Here is a 16,769-nt window from a genome sequence, read left to right as displayed (position 1 = left end):
ATAAAAAGTGTCGTTACGACACCGGAAATACGAAATTTATATGTTACTTTGTACAAATTTTCGACAAGACAGCGCACCGTGAATCTCGCCTTTTTCATCGCACGCCGCATGGCGCAGCCCGCACCCGGGAACAAGCCCGGAGTGATGGAGCGTATCGCCGTGGTGTCGGTGGCGCTGGGAATGGCGGTGATGATTCTCGCGATGGCCGTCATCATGGGCTTCAAGCGCGAAGTGGCGCGCAAGATGACGGGGTTTGCGGCCCACGTCGCGGTGACCGACGTAAGGGGCGTGAACGCCCTCGATGCGCAGCCCGTGCGCCGCAGCGCGCATGTCGAGGAGCTGATCCGCCGGACCGACGGATTCGTGGCGATGGCTCCCTATGCCGTCAAGGGCGGCATCGTCCGTACGGACGATGCCGTGGGCGAAGTGATGCTCAAGGGCGTCGATGCGGATTACGACTGGTCGTATTTCCGCGAATGGCTCGTCGCGGGGGAGCTGCCCCGTGTGGGCGGCGAGGTCCGCACGAAGGACATCCTGCTGTCGCGCACGCTGGCCGACAAATTGCTGCTGGGCGTGGGCGACAAGGTCGAGATGCTGTTCGTCGAGCCGGGCGAGATGCCGCGCCGCGACCGTTTCAAGGTGGCGGGCGTCTACGAGTCGGGGATGGAGGAGATGGACGGCGTGGCGGTCGTGACCGACATCCGCAACGTGCAGCGGCTCTCGGAGTGGGGGCCGGACGAGATTTCGGGCTACGAGATCCTGACGCGCTCGCTGGACGATGCCGACGCATTCGCCCGGACGCTGGGCCGGACCTTGTTGTACGATGATGCCGAAGATTCCGAAAACCTCGCCGTGACGAGCGTCAGGGAGCGGCACGCCAATATTTTCGACTGGCTGAAGGCCCACGACGTGAACGCTGCGGTGGTGATCGCGATCATGCTCGCGGTGGCTTTCTTCAACATGACCTCGGCGCTGCTGATCCTGGTGCTGGAGCGGACGCGGATGATCGGCCTGCTGAAGGCCCTCGGGATGCGCAACGGCTGCCTGCGGCGCATCTTCCTCTGGAGGGCGGCGCTGGTGACCCTGCGGGGACTGGCGTGGGGCAATGCCGTCGGGCTGGGGTTGTGCCTCGTGCAGAAATGGACGCATCTGGTGAAGCTCAGCTCGGAAGGTTACCTGCTCTCGGAAGTGCCCGTGTCGCTGGGCTGGGGCTGGTGGCTGGCGCTCAATGCGGGGTTCGTCGCCGCGATCGTCGCCCTGCTGGTGATCCCGACGGCCGTGGTTTCCACCGTGAAGCCCGAGGAGACGATACGATACGAATAGGAGCGATTCAGAGTGGATTTTAGAAATAACGAATGAAACCATACAATACGGATCAGACCAAAAAGGAGGAGGTGCGCGAGATGTTCGACAACATCGCGCCGAAGTACGACCTGTTGAACCATACGCTCTCGGGGAATATCGACCGCGTGTGGCGCCGCCGCGTGGTCAGCGAGGTGCGCCGCGCGAAACCCGGCCGCATCCTGGACGTGGCGACCGGAACGGGCGATCTGGCGATCGCCATGGCCCGCCGCATCCGCGACGTGCAGGTGCTCGCGGTCGACCTTTCGGAGCGGATGCTCGCCGTGGCGCGCCGCAAGATCGAGGCCCGGGGACTGGACGGACGCATCGTCCTCGACCGGGGCGACGCCGAGCGCCTCGCTGTGGCCGACGCGTCGGTCGATGTCGCGACGGTGGCGTTCGGGGTGCGCAACTTCGGCGACCTCGGGGCCGGGCTGCGCGAACTGGCCCGCACAATAAAACCCGGGGGTAAGGTCGTTATCCTGGAGTTCTCGCGTCCCCGCAACCGGGCGTTCCGGGCGCTGTACGAGTTTTATTCCTACAAGATCCTGCCCCGCATCGGCGGACTGGTGTCGCGCGACAAGCGGGCCTACGAGTACCTCCCGGCCTCGGTCGGGGAGTTTCCTGCCCCGGAGGAGTTCATGGGGATGATGGCCCGGGCGGGGTTCCGCAACTGCCGGGCGCGGAGCCAGAGTTTCGGCATTGCACAAATATATATAGGAGAGAAATGAAGATAATACAACGTTATTCGGTATACGTACTGCTGCTGGCGGTCGCGGTGTCGGTCTCCTCGTGCCGCCGCGCCGTGGAGAAGGCCCGGCGCAATATCCGTTTCGAGGGCATCGAAAAGGTCGAGCGCCAGGGACTGACAGGCGCCGAGGTGGTCGTGCGGGTGATGAACGACACGGGCTACAAGCTGGTGCTCGATGCGGCGGAGGCGGGCGTTTATTATGCCGGCAGCCGCGTGGGGACGATCGTCCTGCGCGAGGCGGTCGAAGTGCCCCGCCGTACGACGGACAGTTTCCGGACCCTGTGGCGGCTGAAAATTTCCGACCCCCTGGCGCTTTACGTGCTGGCCCGGAAAGTACGGTCGGGCGACCTGTCGCAGGTCGAGGTGTCGTATGCCGTGGAAGGGCGCGGAGGCCCGGCTCCCGTGAAAATTTCGCGCGAGCGGATGCCTTTGTCGGATTTTTTGAATACCTTTGGCCTTACGATCGAGGACGTTAAAAAACAGTTGAAATGATGCGCAGATTGCTTTTCCTCATGCCGATTCTCCTGTGTGCGGTCGTTGCCGCGCACGCGCAGTCGCTCGACGCCTTCAAGCAGCGGCTGGCGGAACCCACGCCCGGGGCGACGCTTTTCAACCGGGCGCAGGTGACCGTCACCGAGCATGGCGACGCCGCACGCGCCGCGGCCGACGCCGCGCGCGCCGGACAGCGGCTCTATTTCGAGGGTTTCCACCGGGTCTGCGTCTTTTCGGACAACGGGCCTGCGGCACGCGACGGGGCCTTCGCCGCCAAGGCGCTGTTCGAAGAGACCTATCCCGACGTGAAGGTTTATGTGGATTACGAGATTCCCTACTTCATCGTTTCGGCGGGCAACTGCCTGACCAAGGAGGAGGCCATCATGCTCAAGGGGCGTGTGTCGGCGACCTTCCCGAAGGCTTTCCTCAAGCAGCTGAAGAGGGAGAAATCCCCGATTTCCAACCTTTTGGACCAATAAAAGTCCGGTTTTGAAAAATAATTCTTTTTTCTTTGCTTTTCCCGGGCGAATATCTAACTTTGCGGCGTTACAGAACAACTAATAATTAAATGTTTAACGCCATGAAAAAGATTGTCTCTTTTGTCATCGTTCTGGCTGCCGCCGCAATGGTAGGCTGCTGTGGGAATTCGAACAAGAAGGCTGCCGAGGGCACTGCCGCTGCGGCTGCCGCTACCGAGGCTTCGGCTTGCGCAAACTGCACCGAGAAGTGCGATTCGACGGCTGCATGCTGTGCCGAGAAGGCCGATTCGACCAAGGCTTGCTGCGAAAAATCGTGCTGCGAGAAGGCCGAGGCCAACAAGTAATCGCCGGTTAGGTTTGAGAGTGAGGGAGATTCTTCGGAATCCCCCTTTTTTTGCTGCCCCACGGAATTGCCGTGCGGTTTCGGGTTCGGCGCGGAACGTGTACGGGAAATGGAAAAAATGGTTATTTTTGCATGAAATACCCGCAATTATGAAAGTACTGCTTATCAACGGAAGTCCCCGCCGTGAGGGGAACACCTTTATCGCGCTCTCCGAAGTGGCCCGCACGCTCGAAGCCGAGGGCATCGGGGCGGAGATCGTCTCGATCGGAACCAGGGCCGTGCAGGGGTGCATCGCCTGCGGAAAGTGCGCCGAACTGGGGCGCTGCGTCTTCAACGACGCGCTTTACGACGAGGTGCGCGAGAAACTCGCCGGGGCCGACGCCCTGGTGGTCGGCTCGCCGGTCTACTACGCCGGGCCGAACGGGTCGCTGTGCGCCCTGCTCGACCGGCTGTTCTACTCCTGCGGGCCGATGCTGGCCTACAAGCCTGCCGCGGCGGTGGCCGTATGCCGCCGGGGCGGGGCGAGCGCGACGTTCGACCGGCTGAACAAGTATTTCACGATTTCGAACATGCCTGTCGTGTCGTCGCAATACTGGAACAGCGTCCACGGGAGGCTGCCGGGCGAGGCGGCGCAGGACGCCGAAGGGTTGCAGACGATGCGTGTGCTGGCCCGCAACATGGCACGGATGCTCCGGGCCGGGCTGCTGGCGTCGGAAGACCGTCCCGAACCGGAAGAGCGTGTCGTGACGAGTTTTATCCGCTGAAGGGCCTGTCCGCAGGGCGGATGAATGGAAAAAGAGTGCCGCTATTTGCAGAATCGGGAAATATTGTGTACTTTTGGGGCACGTTTCGGAAAGATGCAGGAGTGGTTGAACTGGCCCGCCTGGAAAGCGAGTAAACCCCTAAAGGGTTTCAGGGGTTCGAATCCCCTTCTTTCCGCAGAATGCGAAAACCGGGTTGCAAGTGACCTTGCAACCCGGTTTCTTTTGCGGTTTAGGGTCAGTCGACGCGGTTTTTCCGGTCGGGGTGTCCCTTCTCCTTCTCGCGCACGACGGCGAGCAGTTCCTCGACGATTGCGGTCAGCGTCCACGAGACGTTCGGCCTGCGGGCGTGCAGGCGGTCGCACGTGAGCCGGATGGCGTCGAGCAGTTTCAGCGCGATCAGGATGTACGGCGGCAGCTTGAGTTCCGAGATGTCGTACTTCTCCTTGTTGAGGTAGGTCAGGAACGTGTCGTAGGTCGTGCCTAACAGATACTTGCCGAAGACCTCGAAGACCCGCTTGAGGTTACGGTTGGCATTTTCGCTCTCGAAGTGGAACGACTTGAGAGCTCGCGCAATCAGGATGCGCCATTTCAGATGTTCGGAAACATACATGATGAGTGGATTTTGGAGGTTAATATGATGCCAACAAAACCTACCACAGACTTACTGAAACAGCGATGACGGATGGGATGATAAAAGTATGTTTACAGAGGCATTCGGAGTTTCGGAAGGAGTTGTAGTCATGTTGGCCGTTTTTGTTCTTTCGAAATGGGTGAATTCGAACAAAAATGCAGATTAGAATTTGCACGGGCAACTACAACCCTAATCCTTGGGTTTGTTTTTATATTATAAATTGCATAATTGTAAATCAATTATTATTACATTGGTTTTAAACAATTAATTATCAATGTATTTGACATTTGCGGAGCGGCCTGGTCTTCCGGACGTTCCGCCGCGTTCCGAACCGGCGCCGTTCACTTGTTTAAATTAGGCAAAAATGGCGAATTTTTGTAGTGAACCCCCTTCTTCGCCCATGAATAATTTCCTTATGATTATAACCCGTTCGGACATCGAAATTGTATGCAGATGCCCGTATGGGGCCGGTTTATCCGGAACGGGCGGTTGTCCGGAGACCAGGGGGCATGCCGCAGGTGCGGCAGCGATGCGGATGGCGCCGGGGATGGCGCCGGGGATGGCGCCGGGGATGGCGATAGGGATTTCGGTGAACGGGAAGTGACGGCCGGTATTCCTGCTGGCCGGAAAGGATCAAAGGGCCGGATGTGGATACCGGAGGACGGCGCGCCCGGAGACGGTTGGCGCGGGTAGGTCGGCGGGGCGTCCCGCCTTGCCCTGCCTTGTCTGGCCGGAACGGAGCGGACGTTTAGAACGGATACCCGATGGCCAGGTGGAATCCGAGACCGTCCTTGAAACTGGAAATGTTGTAGTAGCCCTTCTTGTCCGGATTCGGATAGGGGGTGTGCAGCCCGATGCCGAGGTCGGCGCGGATGACCAGGTAGCTGATGTCGTAGCGCAGTCCGAAGCCCGTTCCCAGCGCGATGTCGTTGAGAAGCCCTTTCCATTTGAGTTCGGCCCCGGGGCGTTTGGGGTCTTTCTTCAGCAGCCAGATGTTGCCTGCGTCGATGAAGACGGCCCCGTTGAGCCGCCCCATGATGCCGAAGCGGTATTCGACGTTGGCTTCCAGTTTGAAGTCGCCCGTCTGGTCGAGGTAGCCGTTGCGGTCGTCGGCGGGCGGGCGGTAGCTGCCCGGTCCGAGCGAGCGGATGGTGAAGGCGCGGATACTGTTGGCGCCGCCGATGTAGAACTGTTCGCTGTAAGGCATCACCTCGGAATTGCCGTAGGCATAGCCCGCGCCGATGAGGAACCGCGTCGCCAGCCAGTTGTTGCGGCGGCCGATGCGGTGGTAGAACTTCACCTCGCTGACCTCCTTGACGAACTGCGAAAAGCGGTTGCCGAAGAGGTGCTGGGGCTGCCGCTCGCCGAAGGCCCGCAGGATGCCCGAAAGCAGGTTGCCCGCCGACGTGACGCTGTTCTGCCAGTAGAAGCGCCGGTTGCCCGTGGCCCCGTAGGTCCGCTCGAAGGTGTAGGTGTAGTTGATCGAGGGCACGAACTGGTTGCGGAAACTCATGGCGATGGCCGGATTCTCGTCCATCGTCCGGTCGAAGGAGTCGGTCGTGTGGAGCAGTTTGTTGTAGGTGAGCTTGAAGACCGTCAGCGAATGGCGGCTGTACGGGGAGGTCTGGAAGTTGTAGCCCGCCGAACCGCTGAAAGCGATCAGCCGGAAGAAGCTGGGGCGGTTCATCAGGTCGACGCCCAGCTGGAACGACGTGCTCCCCGGGTATTTCTGACGGCGCGTCATGCTCCGGGGCAGCAACAGCCTCGGAATGTCGAGGTTGGCGTTCAGCCCCAGTTCGTAGGAGTTGAGCCGCGAGGAGCGTCCCCCGGAATTCTTGTTGCCCGTCTGCCATTCGTAGGAGCCGTTCAGTTTCACGGAGAGGACCTCGCCGCCCCGGAAGAGGTTGTTGTTGCTGACCCGGAAGGTGACGCCCGGGCCGATGAAGCTGTTCGACTTCGAGGTCACGTCGGTCTCCAGGGCCGCCTCCAGCGGGTAGTCGAACCGGGCGTCGATCTCCACGTCGAGCGTATCGGAGCCGCGCAGCGAGTCGAGCGGCGTGACGCTCAGGTTGACGGAGCGGAAGATTCCCAGTTTGTTGAGGTCGGTCTGCGTCCGGTTCTGGGCGTCGACGGTGAAGAGCTGTCCGGGCCGGAGCGTCAGGGTGCGGGACAGGACCCGGGGCCGGATTTTCAGCGGCCGCTGGGCGATGACCGTTGCGCCCGGCAGGTGCAGCGTATCCGCAGGACCGGGTTTGATGTTGGTCAGGCGGACCGTGACGTCGCCCACGCGGTAGGGCATGAGGGCTACCTCCGGAACGTTCGGCAGGAGGTTCAGGCGCAGGGCGACCTGCCGGCGGCCGGCGGTCGTGTCGGCCAGGTACTCCAGGTATTCGGGACGGAAATAGTAGTAGCCCCGGTTGCGGAGCAGCTGGGAGATGCGTTTGCGTTCGAGCGTGAGCGAGTCGAGGTTGTACTGCGCCCCGACGCGCAGCAGGGAGGTGGCATGCAGGCTGTCGATCAGGTGTTTCAGGCCCCCGTCGACCTGCGGGTAGGCGATCGACGAATAGTGCCATGCGGGTGCGATGCCAAGCGTGTACCAGACCTTCGCCTTGCGGCCGTGCTTGCGGTAGAGCAGGGAGTCGGCGGCGCGGGAGCCGAAGTATCCGTAGTTTTCGAGGACCTGCTCGGCGACCTTCGTGCGCAGCTGCGGCTGCACCTTGGAGATCAGCACCGGCTGCTTGGCCAGCCGCTTGTAGAACCAGTATTTGAATCCTTTCTCCCTGGGCGTGTAGAGGTAGTTGTAGGCCCACAGCCCGATGGGCAGCGGGGTGCGGAGATAGGGGCTGTAAAGCGGATTGTTCGGTGCCACCGACAGCGGCTCCTTCACCGCCGACTCGGCCGCCGGGGTGAGCACGACCCCCGAATCCGGCTTGATGCGGATCTTTTTCACGCCCGTATACAGCACCTCGTCGCTCCCCAGCCGCCGGGTGGTGGAGCAGGAGGCCGCCAGCAGCACGGTGCAGAGCGACAGAACGATATTTCGGATGCGCTGCGGACTCATTTTTTCGGTTTTTTGGTTTTGGGACGCATCGGCTTGAACAGATCGCCCAGCCGCGACAGCTTCTTGCGGATGACGAAACCCACGCCCGTCTCGGTGATCTCGCCTTCGAGAATGCTCTCGTAGCCCGTGTGGCGGAAGACTTTCAGGTACATGTTGTCGCGTTTGGTGAGCATGTATTCCAGCGAAATGTCGTCGATCAGGTTCTCCTTGAGATTCTGCGACGGGTCGGCGTCGGTGCTGAACTTGCCGCCGATGACCGCCCGCACGCGGTTGTTGAAGAGGTTTTTCGAGAGCCGGTAGGAGTAGTCGGTGCGCTGGCCGTTGGGGTCGTCTTCGCCGTGGGAGTCGATGCCGAAGGTGAGGTCCACGCCCTTGAGGTTGTTCTGCGCCCATTGGTTCAGCTCCTTCTGGATGAACGTGTTGAGCGGATTCTCGGAGCTGACTTTCGCGGTCGTTCCCGGGCCGGTGTAGGTGTTGTAGATCAGCAGGTTCATCGCCTGGTTGGCGCGCTGCTCGGCCGTCAGCGAGTTCAGCTGGTTCTGCATGGTGAGGTCCTCGGGAGCCGCCAGGCCGAAACTGATCGCCAGGTCGTTGAGCGAGTTGCGGATGTTGATCGAGATGTCGAAATTCACCGGCCGGGCGTCCTGTCCGTCGGAGGAGACGTTGGCCCGGACGGTCTCGACGGCCGTGATGTTGAAGGCCGGGTCGGCGATGTCGCCGATCCATTCGACGTAGCTGTCCGGCGTGATTTTGAAGATTTTCTGCGAGATGACGGGCGGGTTGTAGCGCACGCTTCCGCCCGAAAGCACGTATTTGCCCGACAGGCGGACGTCGCCCAGCGGGTTCATCGTGTAGGTGAGGTTGCCGCCGCCCCGGAGGTCGATCCGGTTGCTGCCGTCGGCCGAGAGGTCCACGGCGGCCTGCACGTCATTGTTGATGTCCACGTTGACAAGCACGTCCATGCCGCCGATGCGCACCTCCTGCGGCGTGTCGTCCGGGGTTTGGGTGTCCAGCTCGCTGAACGAGACGAACGTCACGACGTTCTGCGGGCGTTCCTTCACGTCCATCGGGGAGTCCTGCATGACGTAGCTGATGTCCGTGCCGCCCAGCAGGGCGACGTTGCCGCGGACGACGAGTTCGTCCACGGGACCTTTGGCCGTGGCACCGAGGTCGAGGTAGGCCTTGCCGTAGACGGCCGTGCCGGCCTTGCGGGCCACGTCGACGAACTGGAAATCCGAGGCCCGCAGCGCGAGGTCGGCCGTCATGCGCCTGAAGTCGGCGAGGCTGATTTCGCCGCCGACGGTCAGCGCGCTTTTGTTCGGGGCGTAAACCGCGTAGTCGTCGAACAGGATGCGGCTGCCGGCGATGCGGATCGTATCCGCGGAGAGGCCGAACGACGTGCCGATCATCGGGACGCGGATGTCGGTCCCGGCGAACCGCACGCCTCCGTCGAGTTTCGGCCGCCCAAGAGTGCCGCCCGCGTGGACCCTGGCCTGCAGGCTGCCCGAAAGGCGGAGCAGGTCGGCCGGCAGGAAGACGTTGGCCCGCTGCAAGGGGAAGCCCGGGACGGTCACCGTCAGGTCGAGCGGGCTTTCGCGCTCCTCGCGGTAGTCCCCCTGCACGGCCAGCACCTCGGCTCCGTCGAGCGTCAGGCGTGCGTCGGCGAGGTGTCCCCGGTCCTGTTTGTAGAACAGTCCGAGATCGACGTTGCCGAAGCGCTGCTTGTCGTAGGTCAGTTCCGCCACCGAGACCCCGCCCCGGAGGGAGAGGCTGTCCGCCGCGAGGTTCAGCGCCAGGTTCGCGCCCAGCACGCCGTCGACGGGCGGGGCCGAGGGGAACAGTCCCAGGGCCGGGCCGATGTTCAGTCCGGCGATGTCGAGGCGGATGTCGCCGGATGCGCCGCCGCCCGGGGGCGTGCGGATCGCGAACCGCTGGTCGCCGTGGGTCATGTCGAGATCGGCCTCCACGCGCTTGTCGAAGCGGTATATGAGGTAGTTGCCGGGATTTACCGTCCACGGCTCGAAGCCGAACAGCGGGTCGGAAGGCGTCACGCTTGCGCGGATCAGGCTGTCGGTCCACGTCACGTCCAGCCCGAAACGGAACCCTTCGCGGCCGGCGCGGTTGCGCTGGTAAAGGTTCACCTGCCCGGTGTTCCGCACGAGGTGGCCGTACAGTCCGGCCCGGGCGATGTTGTCGAGATTCCCGGGGGCGTTCGCCAGCCCGAGGACGTATTCCAACCGTTTTCCGTTCTGGCGGATGTCGGCCGTCACGGTGTCGAGGACCACGTTCCCGTAGGTCAGTCCCTCCGTGCGCAGGCGGACCGAAACAGGCAGCGAGTCGCAGCTCATCCCTTCGGCGTTCAGCTTGTCGAAGGCGATTTTCCGGGATTTCAGCAGGCTGTTGAGGATGTTGTCGGGACCCGCCGAGACCCGCAGGGCGAAGTCGGGAAGCGCGGGTTTCAGCTGCTCCATGTCGACGCTCTGCGTGTCGATCTGTCCGGCCAGCGTCCGGGCGCTCCGGGTCAGCGCCGCGATCAGCGAGTCTGCGGACTGGGGTGTGGAGAAGGTCAGCGACAGGTCGCCGGAAACCGCTTCGGCCCGGGTTGCGGCCGAGTCGGTGCGCAGCGAAACGCTCGTCGGACGGATGCGGTCCGTCCGGTGTCTGTTCCGGATTTCGATGCTGTCCAGCGCGATGCGGGCGGCGTAGGCGCCCTTTCCGGCGGCGGATGCGGAGGCATTCAGCGTGAACGATCCGCCGATCGGCTCAGGGGTGACGCCCAGTGCCGCCAGGTCGAACCCGAAGACACTGCCCGAGAGGCCGACGCGCTGTTCCCGTTCGGTCAGCGTTCCGGAGACGAGCAGCAGCAGCCGGAGCGCTTCGTCGCGGTCGGAGATTCGTCCCGAAAGGCGCTGGCTGTCGAGTTCTGCGTCGAGTTCGATGCCCCCGAAATCGCGGCCGCCGAACTCCGCGCGGTCGATCTGTGCCCGGAAGCTCGTCCGGGTCCGGGGCAGCAGCGGGTCGAAGCCCGTGCCGCGGGCCAGCAGGGTCAGGTCGACGATCCCCAGCGAATCGGCCGGGAGGAAACGGTTGAGCGGGAAGCTGTCGGCCCGGATCGCAGCGTCATAACGCTGTTCGCGGGGGTTGAACCGCCCCTTCACGGAAAGTTCGCCGCCGTCGGCCGAGAGTGTCGAAGCCGTCGAGAACGTGCCCCTGTCCGCCCCGGCGGAGCCGCGGAGCCGGATCAGGGCCGGAATCGCCACGCGCCGCCGCAGGGCCGTGTCGGGGAGCAGCGCCTTGAGGAACGAGAGGTCCCGGAAGTCGCCTTCGAAGCGGGCCGAAGCCTCCATCCGTTCGGTGTCGAGCAGGTTTTTCGCCGCGGCGTCGGCTTTGAGGCCGAGGTGTCCGGGCGACGAGATTTCCAGCTGCGTCTTTTCGATGTCGCCCAGCGTTCCCGTCGCGGAGAACGTCAGCCGGACGATCCGGTCGTCCAGCACGGGCGGGACGGCCTCCGGGGAGAGGTATTTCAGGTCCTTCGTATTCAGGTCGGCCGAAAGGGCGGCGTCGAGCGGCGATGACGGCTCCAGTTTCAGGATTCCGGCTCCGGCGGAGAGTTCCGCCCGGATCCGGGAGAAGGCGGTTTGCAGGTCGAACCCCGAGAGGACGATGCCCGACGCGTCCATCCCGACGCGTCCGGTCAGGTCGCGGACCGAAAGCCCGCAGCGTTCGGTGAACGCCATCCGGCGGATTTGCAGGGCGATGTCGGCACCCCGGTTGTACACCGAATCGATCGTGAGGTCGAGCGGCGCGAGGGAGATGAACGCAGGGTCGAACCCCGCGGCGGGACGGTGGCCCAGCCGGCCGTATTCGACGCTGTTGCCGGTCAGCGCGACGCTGCCGACCCGGACGGTCCACGGGGCGGACGGTTCGGCCGTCTTGGCGGGAGCCTCGTTTTCCGCTTCGGCCGGTCCGGTGAGGTAGGAATAGGCGCCCCGGTCGAGCAGGACGCTTTTCACGGAGACCTGCTGGCTCTCCAGCCCCACCCGGCAGGTGTCGACGGTCCCGTCGGCCAGGCGGACGGAGAGTTCGGAGACTGCGGGGGAGGTCCGCATCCCGAAGGCGAGGTTCGAGACCGCGATCCGGTCGAGCCCTACGGTCCACGGCTGGGCGGCGGTGCTGTCCTTTTTCCCGGCGGGAGCCGCTTCGGTCAGGTCCAGCCGGATGTCCGCGTCGGCCAGGACGAGCCGGGCGATGCCGGCCGTGTTGGCCGAGAGATCGGCTCGGGCGGCTTCGAGGGACAACGCTCCCGCAGCCACGCGCAGGTTCATGCCCGCCAAGGTGTCCTTGTAGTGGGCGGCGACGCGTTCCAGCGCGAAGTTCCGGATGACGACCTCTTTGCGGATCAGCGGCCACAGGGCGGCGTCGAGCGAAAGCCTTCCGCAGCGAAGGAGCGTGTCCGCCCCGTCGGCCAACAGGGTGTTGTCCACCGTCAGCCGCAGCGGGAAGGCGAGGCGGATGCTCTCGACGGAGACCTCCATGCCGAGCGTCCGGGACGCATAGGCGACGGCACGGCGACGGACCAGGTCCTGGACGGCCGGAACGTAGAGCAGCGCCGGGACCAGCAGCAGGACGAGGAGAATGACGAGCAGCGTCCGGAGCGTATGTTTGAGAATCTTTTTCAGCATTTATGGAAACAGCGTGTTCCGGAATCCGGCAAAAGACAGGCCGCCGGCCTGCGATTGCGCGTGTATTTTTGCCGCAAAGCGGTAAAATCGCCGCAAATTACAAAAAACCGACGATTCGGCAATGGGACGTTCCCAAACAAACGGGCCTATTCGAGGCATTTCCCGGCGTTCTTCCCGGTCTGTCCGGCCGGAGACGGTGGAGACGATGGGAACGGTGGGGACGCCGGGGACGGAAGCCGGAGCGGCTGTGGCGTGAGCGGGACCGGAAAGAAAAACGTCCGGCCTTGTAAGCCGGACGTTTCGGTGCATTTTGCTGATATTCAGCCTCTCCTGGCGGAGAGACAGGCTCTCGAACCTATACATTCAAGAAATATCATAAAATTGCAAATTACTGATAATCACACACAATTTGGAATACATAGTAAATCTAAATCTTTCTGAATATCTTTTGCTATTCCAAATATTGGGTGTATATTTGGGTGTAGAATTTCAAACGCACCCAATTATGAATATCAAACGAAACATCATTTTTGCATTGGAAAGCCGGAAAAAGAACGGTGTGCCAATTGTGGAGAATGTCCCCATCCGTATGCGCGTCATATACGCAAGCCAGCGCATTGAGTTTACAACGGGTTACCGCATCGATGTAGCCAAATGGGATTCCGACAAGCAGCGAGTAAAGAACGGGTGTACCAACAAATTAAAGCAAAGTGCATCTGAAATCAATGCCGATCTGCTGAAATACTATGCCGAAATTCAAAATGTGTTCAAGGAGTTTGAGGTACAGGAAACCATGCCAACTACCCAACAACTAAAGGATGCATTCAACCTGCGGATGAAGAATGCCAACGAAGAACAGCAGGAAGAAGCACAGATAAGTTTTTGGGAGGTGTTCGATGAATTTGTAAAAGAATGCGGCAATCAGAATAACTGGACTGAATCCACATACGAAAAGTTTGCAGCCGTTAAAAATCACCTCAAGGAGTTCAAGGAAGATGTGACCTTTGAATATTTCGATGAGTTCGGATTGAACGAGTATATCAATTTCCTGCGTGACAAAAAAGACATGAGAAACAGTACCATCGGTAAACAAATGGGATTCCTCAAATGGTTCCTGCGATGGAGCTTCAAGAAAGACTATCACCAGAATATAGCATACGATACGTTCAAACCGAAATTGAAAACCACCCCCAAGAAGGTAATCTTCCTGACATGGGAAGAGTTGAACAGACTAAAAGACTATCAGATACCCAAAGACAAACAGTATCTGGAACGTGTCCGGGATGTTTTCCTGTTCTGTTGCTTTACCAGTCTGCGTTATTCAGATGTTCGTAACCTAAAGAGAAGTGATGTCAAGTCCGACCATATAGAAGTCACCACCGTTAAAACGGCAGATAGTCTGAGTATTGAACTGAACAAGTACAGTAAAGCCATACTTGAAAAATACAAGGACATCCATTTTGAAAACCACATGGCATTGCCTGTTATCAGCAATCAGAAAATGAATGATTATCTGAAAGAACTGGGAGAACTGGCAGAAATTAACGAACCTATACGTGAAACCTACTACAAAGGAAATGAACGTATAGATGAAGTTACACCGAAATACGCATTACTCAGCACACATGCAGGAAGAAGGACATTCATCTGTAATGCACTGGCTCTCGGTATTCCTGCACAGGTTGTAATGAAATGGACAGGGCACAGTGATTATAAAGCCATGAAGCCTTACATTGACATAGCAGACGATATTAAGGCCAATGCAATGAACAAGTTTAACCAACTCTAAAAGTATCAGTCAGTTTCACAGATTATCCATTATTAGAGTTATCTTTGTTAAGTAATAGTTAGTGATATGGAAAATAACAACGAACATAATATAAAGAAAGGTCATTTTGATGCCTTTGTCCATGCTGTCGGTTCGGAAATAGAACAGGCACAAGTCCGACTCATTACCGCAGCCAATGCCCAGATGTTGTTCCATTACTGGAAAATGGGGAATTATATACTGTACCACCAACACCTACATGGGTGGGGTGGTAAAATTATCAAAAAATTGGCACAGGCAATCAGATTCAATTATCCTGAAAAGAAGGGATATTCGGAACGTAATCTTACTTATATGTGCCAGTTTGCCCGTTTATATCCGTTAAATGTACTTCGTAGTTTTATTGAAGCAGATTCAATACTGTCGGTCCCAAATATTCAAAACATTACTAATGAAGTCCTTAAGCTCAATAGCGGACAATTTACGCAGGAGCTTACTGCGCAAATACAATCAGCTGATAATCAATCTTTAGAAATTACGCAGGAGGTTCCTGCGCAATTTCAGAATGTAGCAAAAACAGTAGCAACCATCTATAAAATAAAAATAGAGGATATAGAAGATTTATTCTTGGCGTCACCGATTGCAAGAATAAATTGGGCAAGCCATATGGTCATACTCAATAATCCGCTACCATTGGGCGTAAGGTATTGGTATATGAAACAATCTGTAGAAATGGGTTGGAGCAGTAATGTGCTGAAAATGCAGATTGAAAGTAATCTGTATGACAGACAAATCAAGAGTAACAAGGTAAACAACTTCACTGCCACACTTCCGGCACCTCAAAGCGATCTTGCCAATTATCTGTTAAAAGACCCGTATATCTTTGACTTGGCAGGAGCAAAGGAAAAGGCTGACGAAAGGGATATAGAAGAACAGTTGGTAAAGCATGTAACCCGTTACTTGCTGGAAATGGGTAACGGCTTTGCTTTTGTTGCCAGACAAAAACATTTCCAGATTGGGGACAGTGACTTTTTCGCCGACCTGATCCTATATAATATCAAGCTCCATGCCTATGTTGTCGTGGAATTGAAAGCAACGCCATTCAAACCGGAATATGCAGGGCAGTTAAATTTCTATATCAATGTTGTAGATGATAAACTGAGGGGAGAAAATGATAACAAGACCATCGGTCTTTTGCTGTGCAGGGGTAAGGATGAGGTCGTGGCACAATATGCCTTGGCTGGATATGACCAGCCGATAGGTATCAGCGACTATCAATTGAGCAAGGCAGTACCCGAAAATCTGAAATCTGCCCTACCGAGTATAGAAGAAGTGGAAGAAGAACTGACCTTATTCCTTGACAAGGACAAGAACCCATAATATAAAGTATATGGCAGGAAAGATACAGACGATGATTCCCCAATATGGAGAACTCAACAGAATATACAGAGACTATATAGATAATTACGCTTTTTCTTTTGACAGGCAGAAATTCATATCGGATTTCTATCAGGAGTATAATGACATGAAATCCTTTGAAGCCGCTATCCTTGAACTGGTGCTTGACAAGCAAAAAGAGCAATACACCTTGATACTCAACAGCCTGAAAACTGAAATAGAAAAGAGCATACAGGCTTATGAGATACGCCCGTTAAGTGACAGAGCCATAGAACGTGCTTGCTATCAGCACATGGAAAGGTATTCTCAGGAAATTGAAGCCCAGCTGGATGTTACAAGAAGTCTGAGCAAGCCGCTGAATGAAGCCAACAACAGGTATGATTCCATTGGTTACAGGGAGCATACAGCCGAAGAGGAAAAACAGGCAGAGAAAGAATATGAACGCTGCAAGGCTGAATATGACAGGGAAAAAGCCAAACTGAACAAACTCTATGATCAGCAAAAGGCTGCAAGAACAGAGGCATTCCAATACATGAAGAACTGTTGTGCGGACATATACCGTCAAAGCTGCCTTTTTCTGGATATATTGAAGAAATACATTCCTGACGGAAAGCAAGAGAATAAATCAAGCGAGCCAATCAGTCAGCAGGAAACGACAGAAGAACAACAGGAATATTTCAGCATGAAATTACTTTCGCTCATTCATGAGGTGTGCATAGGAGAACAGTTCGAAGAAATTTCCGCACTGGATTTCTATGCCAATATGAATCTTCACCCCTGCAACTGTAAGCTGAAAATAAAACCGAGAGAGAAAATACGTGTATGCTATCTGATATTCCTGATGAGCGAGAAACTCTCCAAACAGGACAGGGACAAATGGAAAGACAGAATACTGAAACTGCTGGATATTGACGACAGCTACTACAAATCCAAGTACAAGGAGCCTGTTTCAGATTTCCCCAGTGACAGCAACCAAAATTTCGCCAAGGAAATGGAACATATATTCAGATAATCCGTAATATATCCTGATACTTTACGAAAGTTCCACTTTTACCACTC

Annotated in this window: 12 protein-coding genes and 1 tRNA gene; 10 read left to right on the top strand and 3 right to left on the bottom strand. The window is 57.8% G+C overall.

All coding sequences use genetic code 11. From position 1 onward, the window contains the following. The first annotated feature begins 78 nt into the window (after window positions 1–78). The 7 genes from ACGHP5_RS06245 to ACGHP5_RS06215 all read left to right on the top strand — a co-directional run bounded on the left by ACGHP5_RS06245 (window position 79) and on the right by ACGHP5_RS06215 (window position 4,345). Entirely contained in the window at window positions 79–1,323 is a 1,245-nt protein-coding gene (locus ACGHP5_RS06245; RefSeq protein WP_337772855.1) for an ABC transporter permease, read from the top strand. Between the two features lie 32 nt (window positions 1,324–1,355). Further along, the gene (ubiE, locus tag ACGHP5_RS06240; RefSeq protein WP_290534108.1) at window positions 1,356–2,072 is read left to right on the top strand and encodes a bifunctional demethylmenaquinone methyltransferase/2-methoxy-6-polyprenyl-1,4-benzoquinol methylase UbiE; all 717 of its coding nucleotides are present in this window, start codon (window positions 1,356–1,358) and stop codon (window positions 2,070–2,072) included. Then, the gene (locus ACGHP5_RS06235) at window positions 2,069–2,584 is read left to right on the top strand and encodes a hypothetical protein (protein WP_337656789.1); all 516 of its coding nucleotides are present in this window, start codon (window positions 2,069–2,071) and stop codon (window positions 2,582–2,584) included. Before ubiE ends, ACGHP5_RS06235 begins: the two co-directional genes overlap by 4 nt. Further along, window positions 2,584–3,063 (top strand): hypothetical protein, encoded by a 480-nt coding sequence (locus ACGHP5_RS06230; protein ID WP_337656791.1) that lies wholly within the window; start codon window positions 2,584–2,586, stop codon window positions 3,061–3,063. The genes ACGHP5_RS06235 and ACGHP5_RS06230 overlap by 1 nt, the downstream gene beginning before the upstream one ends. 101 nt (window positions 3,064–3,164) lie before the next feature. Next, window positions 3,165–3,407, top strand: a complete 243-nt coding sequence (locus ACGHP5_RS06225; protein ID WP_290534105.1) for a hypothetical protein — start codon at window positions 3,165–3,167, stop codon at window positions 3,405–3,407. Between the two features lie 148 nt (window positions 3,408–3,555). After that, complete coding sequence (locus ACGHP5_RS06220; RefSeq protein ID WP_290534104.1) at window positions 3,556–4,170, top strand: flavodoxin family protein; 615 nt, start codon at window positions 3,556–3,558, stop codon at window positions 4,168–4,170. 87 nt (window positions 4,171–4,257) lie between these two features. Next, window positions 4,258–4,345, top strand: a tRNA-Ser gene (locus ACGHP5_RS06215). Between the two features lie 60 nt (window positions 4,346–4,405). Here the strand turns inward: ACGHP5_RS06215 and ACGHP5_RS06210 are convergent. The 3 genes from ACGHP5_RS06210 to ACGHP5_RS06200 form a co-directional block, all read right to left on the bottom strand. Continuing rightward, entirely contained in the window at window positions 4,406–4,780 is a 375-nt protein-coding gene (locus tag ACGHP5_RS06210) for a hypothetical protein (protein WP_337755981.1), read from the bottom strand. Between the two features lie 769 nt (window positions 4,781–5,549). Next, a complete protein-coding gene (locus ACGHP5_RS06205) occupies window positions 5,550–7,862 on the bottom strand; it encodes a BamA/TamA family outer membrane protein (protein ID WP_390568188.1) in 2,313 nt (770 codons plus the stop codon). Beyond that, window positions 7,859–12,544 (bottom strand): translocation/assembly module TamB domain-containing protein, encoded by a 4,686-nt coding sequence (locus ACGHP5_RS06200; RefSeq protein WP_390568187.1) that lies wholly within the window; start codon window positions 12,542–12,544, stop codon window positions 7,859–7,861. The genes ACGHP5_RS06205 and ACGHP5_RS06200 overlap by 4 nt, the downstream gene beginning before the upstream one ends. Before the next feature lie 505 nt (window positions 12,545–13,049). Between ACGHP5_RS06200 and ACGHP5_RS06195 the strand changes: the two genes are divergently transcribed. The 3 genes from ACGHP5_RS06195 (at window position 13,050) to ACGHP5_RS06185 (ending at window position 16,722) form a co-directional block, all read left to right on the top strand. Next, window positions 13,050–14,333, top strand: coding sequence for a site-specific integrase (locus tag ACGHP5_RS06195; protein WP_021992115.1), 1,284 nt, complete (start codon window positions 13,050–13,052; stop codon window positions 14,331–14,333). A gap of 66 nt (window positions 14,334–14,399) precedes the next feature. Further along, entirely contained in the window at window positions 14,400–15,692 is a 1,293-nt protein-coding gene (locus ACGHP5_RS06190; RefSeq protein ID WP_007842332.1) for a YhcG family protein, read from the top strand. A 10-nt stretch (window positions 15,693–15,702) separates the two neighbouring features. Continuing rightward, entirely contained in the window at window positions 15,703–16,722 is a 1,020-nt protein-coding gene (locus ACGHP5_RS06185; RefSeq protein WP_007842331.1) for a hypothetical protein, read from the top strand. Window positions 16,723–16,769: the final 47 nt, after the last annotated feature.

It is taken from the genome of Alistipes sp. i18-0019-D1, assembly GCF_042852885.1.
Taxonomy (GTDB): Bacteria; Bacteroidota; Bacteroidia; order Bacteroidales; family Rikenellaceae; genus Alistipes.
Note: the sequence above shows the minus strand (reverse complement) of the source record. Positions and strands in the feature narration are given on the sequence as shown.

Bases quoted from the DNA above. Each gene is read 5' to 3' on its own strand.
- ACGHP5_RS06185 (WP_007842331.1), top strand. From the start codon at position 15,703: ATGGCAGGAAAGATACAGACGATGATTCCCCAATATGGAGAACTCAAC.
- ACGHP5_RS06230 (WP_337656791.1), top strand. From the start codon at position 2,584: ATGCGCAGATTGCTTTTCCTCATGCCGATTCTCCTGTGTGCGGTCGTT.
- ACGHP5_RS06220 (WP_290534104.1), top strand. From the start codon at position 3,556: ATGAAAGTACTGCTTATCAACGGAAGTCCCCGCCGTGAGGGGAACACC.
- ACGHP5_RS06210 (WP_337755981.1), bottom strand. From the start codon at position 4,780: ATGTATGTTTCCGAACATCTGAAATGGCGCATCCTGATTGCGCGAGCT.
- ACGHP5_RS06235 (WP_337656789.1), top strand. From the start codon at position 2,069: ATGAAGATAATACAACGTTATTCGGTATACGTACTGCTGCTGGCGGTC.
- ACGHP5_RS06200 (WP_390568187.1), bottom strand. From the start codon at position 12,544: ATGCTGAAAAAGATTCTCAAACATACGCTCCGGACGCTGCTCGTCATT.
- ACGHP5_RS06225 (WP_290534105.1), top strand. From the start codon at position 3,165: ATGAAAAAGATTGTCTCTTTTGTCATCGTTCTGGCTGCCGCCGCAATG.
- ACGHP5_RS06205 (WP_390568188.1), bottom strand. From the start codon at position 7,862: ATGAGTCCGCAGCGCATCCGAAATATCGTTCTGTCGCTCTGCACCGTG.
- ACGHP5_RS06195 (WP_021992115.1), top strand. From the start codon at position 13,050: ATGAATATCAAACGAAACATCATTTTTGCATTGGAAAGCCGGAAAAAG.
- ACGHP5_RS06190 (WP_007842332.1), top strand. From the start codon at position 14,400: ATGGAAAATAACAACGAACATAATATAAAGAAAGGTCATTTTGATGCC.
- ubiE (WP_290534108.1), top strand. From the start codon at position 1,356: ATGAAACCATACAATACGGATCAGACCAAAAAGGAGGAGGTGCGCGAG.